Origin of the sequence: Mycobacterium sp. (assembly GCF_032162105.1) — a bacterium.
Classification (GTDB): domain Bacteria; phylum Actinomycetota; class Actinomycetes; order Mycobacteriales; family Mycobacteriaceae; genus Mycobacterium.
The window spans coordinates 1-4172 of record NZ_JAVRPS010000188.1 but is presented as its reverse complement, the minus strand read 5'-3'; the positions used below and the strand labels follow the sequence as shown (position 1 = coordinate 4172).

Annotated in this window: 4 protein-coding genes; all 4 read right to left on the bottom strand. The window is 67.5% G+C overall.

Features of this window, described 5'->3' with window-relative positions; genetic code table 11:
• Positions 1-321 (bottom strand): hypothetical protein (locus QOC69_RS09840; protein ID WP_526438841.1); only part of this gene is annotated, 321 nt, incomplete at its 3' end.
• A gap of 44 nt (positions 322-365) precedes the next feature.
• Positions 366-1880: a type VII secretion protein EccB gene (eccB, locus tag QOC69_RS09835; protein ID WP_526438839.1), complete on the bottom strand. Its 1515-nt coding sequence runs from the start codon at positions 1878-1880 to the stop codon at positions 366-368.
• Complete coding sequence (eccA, locus tag QOC69_RS09830; RefSeq protein ID WP_526438836.1) at positions 1877-3718, bottom strand: type VII secretion AAA-ATPase EccA; 1842 nt, start codon at positions 3716-3718, stop codon at positions 1877-1879. The genes eccB and eccA overlap by 4 nt, the downstream gene beginning before the upstream one ends.
• On the bottom strand, positions 3715-4023 hold the full coding sequence (locus QOC69_RS09825; RefSeq protein ID WP_526438834.1) for a hypothetical protein: 309 nt from the start codon (positions 4021-4023) through the stop codon (positions 3715-3717). The genes eccA and QOC69_RS09825 overlap by 4 nt, the downstream gene beginning before the upstream one ends.
• Positions 4024-4172 lie beyond the last annotated feature (149 nt).

Sequence of the window (4172 nt, the reverse complement as noted above, 5' to 3'; positions counted from 1 at the left end):
ACGGATGTCTTCGGTCTTGTCGGACAGGTAGCGAAGATACTCAGCGCGTTCGGAATTCACCTCGGCGGTGGACATTTCGGCGTTGCCGCCCTGGCTTTGCATCGAGGAGAACAGCGCGATGCCCATCATCGCCATGAAGAACAGGTACATGGGGTTCATCTGGCGGAACCCCATGATGAACATCATGGCGACCATGCCGACGATGACGATGCCGAACACCCAGGGCAGGGCCTTCTTCCAGGCGCTGACTTCGATGGTGCGCGGCAGTTCGGGCGGCGGCTCGAGGGTGAAGGTCTTGTCGGCGCGCTGGGGGCCTATCACGCGCCGCCGTTGAGGGAATCTCGCTCGCATCGCTGTTCTTTTCGTTAGTGCGCTACCAGCGCATCGTCTTTGGACAAGGTGGGACCCGGGGTGAACAGGCTCAGTAACGACCAGGGGATCGGTAAGGGTTCGGCGGTCATGCCGAGCGCTTCGGCCGGACTGCCCCCAGCGCCTGGGGTCTGCGCGGCTTCCATGCCGTAGCGCACGCCGAGGTCTGAGATCCAGAACACCGACTCCTTGGTGGTCGATGCTGGCTGTTGCCCGGTGACCTGCACGAAGTAGCCGGTGCCCTTCGGCAGCAGTGCCCGCTGGGCGGTGGTGGGTCCGGCGCCGGTGAGCTGGACCGTCTTGGCGTCGGCGGCGACGGGCAACGATTGGCCGGCCAGCAGGGTCAGGCTCGACGTCGGTGCGCCGTCGAGTTTCGCCCATTGCCCGCACGCCACCGGGTCGGTCGTCGGGTCGAGGACTTGCAGCGGGTTGGCCGGGTAGTCCTCCACCGGGATGGGGTCGGCCTTGGGGGCCTTGGCGATCTGATCGGGGGTCAGCGCCGGCGGCTCGACCAATCCATAGGCGTCGTTGGCGCGCAGGATGGTCGCCACGACCGGCGAGATCGGCTGTATCCCTTCAGCAGTGACCACGTAGTAGCGCAGCTGGTTGTTCTCGCCGCGGTCGACGACCACCGATCCCACCAGCGGGGCCGCCTCGCCGGGAACGGGCCACGGGAAGCGGGGCGGATCGCCGGCGTTGGCGATGAAGGGGACCACCAGCGGCGGCGATTCCGGGATCAGGTTGAGCAGTCCACGGTCGATCGACCGCGGACTGGGGGTGTCGACGTCGATGCCGACGGCGGCAGTAACCGCCGAGTTGTTCAGATCGATTTCACTGCGCTTGGTGCCCCAGATCAGCCACGTGGTTTTGCCCTCGGTGGCCAGAATCGCCGAGGAGTCCGGCAGCGGCACAGCATGCCCGGGCCCGGGCACGGGGTCACCGGAAATGACGGTGGTGCCGACATTGGGCCCGCCTACGGCGTTGCAGACCATCCAGCGCGCGTCGCGGCTGGGGTTCTGCACCATGCGCGAGGGGGCATTCGGGATGCCCACTGTGTTGCTCAGCGGAAACTTGTCGATCTCGCCGGACTTGACCACGGTCGGGTTGTCGGCCTTGCCCACGATCAGCCGCGCGCTGGCGAGGTTGAGCACCGGGTGCAGCTGGTCGTCGATCTTCACGTACAGCGCGTTGGTGTTCCGTTCGGCCAGAATCGCTTGGTTTCCGCTGGCGCCGGCCGGCCGCAGCACCGACAGAATGAACGCGCCGGCCAACAGGATCGCCCCCAGCATCAGCCCGACGCTCAATGCGCGACCCTGGCGCCGCAGCGGATCGGTCAGCATGCGGGTGTCGCGCAGCGCGACGCCGTTGCTGATCCGCCGGATCAGGAAACGCCACCCCGAGATTTGGTGCTTGGTGACGAATCCCCACGGGCGGGTCCGCGCCGAGGTCGGCCCGCCAGGCTCCGAACTCTTGGACTTGAACCCGCGCCGAGGCTTCGGTGGGGTCGTCACTGCACAACTCCCGTCGCACCTCTGGACAGCTCGATGTGTTGTTCTTTCTCGGCCCGGTCGAGTTCGCGGGCCACCGCGGCGCGCAGATCCTCACCGGTGATCGTCTGCAGCGCTTCGTCGGTGGCCTCAGGGTCATCGAGTGTGCCGGCCAGGCCCAGGCGGTGATCTCGCTCCTCCTCGGCGAACCCGATGAGGTTCTCCGCGAACCGGGCGTTGCCCAGCACGTCGAGCGCGCGTCGGCGCCGCCCGGTGGTGTCCACCGCGGTAGTGGCAGTCAACTCGGTGTAGGCCTGGCGCAGTGGTTTGGCGTCTTCGAAGATGCTGCCGCCCGTGTTGGCCTTGCGAACGGTGATCTCGACCAGCTCATCGACGCTGTAGGACGGCAGCGTGATGCCGCGGGTGAACCGAGAACGCAGCCCATCGTTGGAGTCGAGGAACTCCTGCATCTTGTCGGCGTAGCCGGCCGCGATGACCATCAGCTTGTCGGAGTGATTGACCATGGCGCGCAATAGTTCTGCGATCACCATCGGACCGAAGTCGTTGTCCGAACCGGAGGCGGTCAGTGCGTAGGCCTCGTCAATGAACAGCACGCCGCCGCCGTTGTCGATGATGCCGTCGATGATCGCCTTGATCTTGCCCTCGGAGCCGCCGATCACCCGGTCGACGAGATCGGCGCGGCCGGTTTCGACGAACGTCTCCGCCGGCAGCACGTCGGCAGCGCACAACTTCTTGGCGATCACCCGCGCGATCGTCGTCTTGCCGGTGCCCGGCGGTCCCTTGAGCACCAGGTGCAGCGACTTGTGGCGCACCGGAAGGCCGCGTGCCTCACGGGCCTTGTCGGCGCGCACGCTGGCTTCCAGCCGGGCGATCTGTTCCTTGACGTCGGCCATGCCGATGAACTCGGCCAATTCGGCGTCAGCCTCGGCGTTGAGTTCCTCGCGGCGGGCCGAGCCGAGCTGGCGAGTGAAGTCGCGCTCTCCTGGCTCGGTGTCGGCGTCCCAGTAGTCAGTGCGCGCGTCGATGCGCGCCGCGGTGGTGGGGTGGATGCCGTAGCCCGCATCGCTGAGAGCGGTGGCGATGGTCGTGCGCACGTTGTCTTGGATCCCGGTGACCGCGTAGGCCTCGTTGAGCAGCGCGGTGGCGGTGTCGGCTCGGCCCAGCGACCGGGCCGACAGCGCAGCCGCCAAAAGCGCCTCAGCGCTGGCCGCGGCGATGGGTCCCTGCCCTTGGGTGTTCAGCTGATCGAACGCTGGCTCCCACAGCCCCAGATAGGCAGCCGAAAGACCGTGAGCGACCGACATCGCCTGTGAGAGGTAGGCGTCGTTGCGGGCCTGCGGGATCAGCGGCGCCAACACTCGCCGCACGTCCTGCCAACGTTTGGCGCGAAAGAAGATGACCGCCAGCACCCAGCCGCCATACAGCGGTGCAGCGGCCAGCACGCGATCCTCGAGGAGGTCCCGGGCGGCGCCGTAGTCGCCGTCGTTCGCGCGGGCCGCGGCGCACGCCATGATCACGCCGTCGCCACCGCGCGCATGCAGCTGGATGTACAGGCCGGTGTCGAACGGAAAGTCCACGGCGTCGACGGCGACGTCGGACGCGGCGATCAACTCCCCGGCGGTCTCGATCGCGCGGTAGGCGCTCTCCACAACCCCGCGATCATCGGCGCCGCTGGCGGCCAGGCCCAGCCACCCGTCGCACAGGTCGGGGTACTGGGCAGTCAACCGCTCGAAACCGACGCGCGCTTGGCGCTTGTCGGCCACCTGGCGCCGGCCGAATACCTCTACGCCCAGAGCGGCGCAGCTGCTGGTGAACAAATCCAGCGCGTCGCGGTCGATCATCGCTGCTCCAGGACGCCGGCCACCTCAGCGGTGACCTTCGTCGACACCTGGGCGAATCCCTCCTGGGACATCGCCAGAAGCAGCGCGCCGAGCTCGTCGCCGGGGTAGCGGTCGAAGACGTCCTCGGCGAAGGTGGCATCGACGACCATGCCGTCGCCGGCCAACACGATCTCGTTGTCACCATCGGGGCAAGGCACCGTGACACGCAGCCCCGCGATGGTGCGGCGCGCCGACCGGATTCGGTCGAGAAACTCTCGGCCACGCGCGATTTCGGTGACCACCTTGGGGTGAAGGGGAATGTCCATCGAGGGTGCCTAACGCTGGTGGGCTGGGGTGGTGGCGGAGTCGCACAGACAGTCGGCGACGTGGCCGACGCCGACGGTGGCATCGGCCCGTTGGGGGCCGGTCGGGCGGGCCGTCGCGGTCAGCAGAACTGTCATGCCATCTGCGTGGC

Coding starts and splice junctions, on each gene's coding strand:
- QOC69_RS09825 (WP_526438834.1), bottom strand. CDS start 4,023: ATGGACATTCCCCTTCACCCCAAGGTGGTCACCGAAATCGCGCGTGGC.
- eccA (WP_526438836.1), bottom strand. CDS start 3,718: ATGATCGACCGCGACGCGCTGGATTTGTTCACCAGCAGCTGCGCCGCT.